At 40.5% G+C, this 1,873-nt stretch carries 2 protein-coding genes; both read left to right on the top strand.

The features are described 5' to 3' along the window. On the top strand, positions 1–1,132 hold a 1,132-nt coding region (locus KCG35_RS24985), incomplete at its 5' end, for a putative adhesin (RefSeq protein ID WP_373687378.1). 33 nt (positions 1,133–1,165) lie between these two features. After that, positions 1,166–1,516 (top strand): hypothetical protein, encoded by a 351-nt coding sequence (locus KCG35_RS24980; RefSeq protein WP_215822565.1) that lies wholly within the window; start codon positions 1,166–1,168, stop codon positions 1,514–1,516. Positions 1,517–1,873 lie beyond the last annotated feature (357 nt).

Below are 1,873 nucleotides of genomic sequence, written 5' to 3'. Positions count from 1 at the left end.
GTTTTATGACCCGGATGTCGGTCGGTTCCTGAGTATGGATGCGTGGGAAGGGGATTTAACGTTAGCGCCCAGTTTGCATAAGTATTTGTATGCGTATGGGAATCCGTTGGTGTGGGTGGATTTGGATGGGAATGAAGTTGTCTATGCACATGAAAGTGGTTTAGATAAAGATTATTCTATTTTGAATTACTTCACTTCAGTTAGAGCATTTCGCAAGGATATGCCTATGCAGCAAAACCTTGCGATAAGTCAAATGCAGAATATTAATCGTGGGGCTGCTTCTATTGCTCTTTCTCCTTATGCTGGAGGTGTGCTAGGGTCTGCCTCTGTTCCAGCTACTCCTGCAGTTACATCATCGTTTAGTTCGATGGTAAACTTTGGTCGATCTGCTGTTCAAAGCGCCCGAGTGTTTGGACAAGATGTTGCTGCTCTGGGGTTTACTCAGGCTGCAAGGCTTGCTTTCTTATCAAATGCACAAGCAGCAAATACACTTGGCACTGCTGGAGTAATAACTTCAGCGGAGCTTGCAACTAATACGATGACGCCACTAGAAGTGCCAGCCACTGCTGCTATCAGGGCGTCTGATGAGCTACTTGAAGGGGCATCTAAGCTTTTCCAAGGTACTGGAAAGCAAGCAACTAAAATCATTGGAGAAGCATCTGATGATATCTCAAATGTTACTAACTCTTATGTTGTCTCTGGACATGGAATAATTGGACCTAATCCTCCATCAATTGTACCGCATGGGTCATCAGTAACTGTATATACTCCACCTGGTGGAACTATTACAAACAGGCTTGGTAATTATATAGAAGAAGGAGGTGATACAACTACTTTATTCAAATATACATATAATGCTGGGGATGAGATTCCTGAAATTATTGTACTACCAGCTCAAGGAGGCACTTATCATGGGGTTAACTTTAGTTCAGTGGATATTAAAGGAAATCCTATAACGGTTGAAGAGCCTACTAAGCTAGTAGATTTGCTAAAAGCTAATGAAGGAAATTGTAAGTTAGCTACCTGTTTAGATAATTCTATGTATCCACATAGTAATGTTGTTGCAACTCCGGAAGGACTAAGGGATAGAAGCTCAGGAGATTTTTTGAATCCTGAAGATATTGAGTTATGAATACTTAATTTTGTAGTAAGGGGGAAAGATATAGTGATAATTAGTGATATTGATATATTACGAGATGGTGGATCAATCATCTTTCAGATTACTGAGGGAGAGTTATCAGGTTTTTATTATCTTGAAACACCTCTCAAAGGAGTAGAAAGAAACTTAATGAGAAATGGCTCTATTGTTGAGGTGGATTCAAAGTTATATGAACAAATCAGACTTGAGTTAGTATGCTGGGTTAAAAAGAATGTTAACACTAAAGAATATCAAAAATTGAGATTGTTTGTTAAAAATATGATCTTAGAGAAAATCCCACCCGAAGCTTCTCACCTTTTTAAATATATTTTAATTTTAACTGTTGTTAATTTTATGGAAAACAAAAGAAAGGGATAAGAAAGAAGGGGACACTCGCTTTTTGATGTTGGTCGAATAAGAAAGGGACACCCTAGATTTGATGTTGATTAAAACGAATAGAGAAAAATAAGAAAGAGGACACTCGCTTTTTGATTTTGATCAAAAAGCTGCCTGAGTAGTAGTCTCCCCCCTCCGACGCTGCCAGCAACCACCGGTACAACCCCGCCACTTGGGGAATGGCTGGCGCTATGCTTATGATGCAGTGAATCGGCGGATTCTAGAAACCTTACCCCCCGATAGTGCCGGTGACCGGGCGCAAACCCGCTTTGCTTATGACAAGGTCGGTAACCTGACCTTAGAAACCCGTCCATTAAACCGCATCACCGAATACCGTTA

Origin of the sequence: Zooshikella harenae (genome assembly GCF_018837975.1) — a bacterium.
In the GTDB taxonomy this organism is placed as follows: Bacteria; Pseudomonadota; Gammaproteobacteria; order Pseudomonadales; family Zooshikellaceae; genus Zooshikella; species Zooshikella harenae.
The sequence above is the reverse complement of the archived record's forward strand: the minus strand, read 5'-3'. Positions and strand labels throughout refer to the sequence as shown.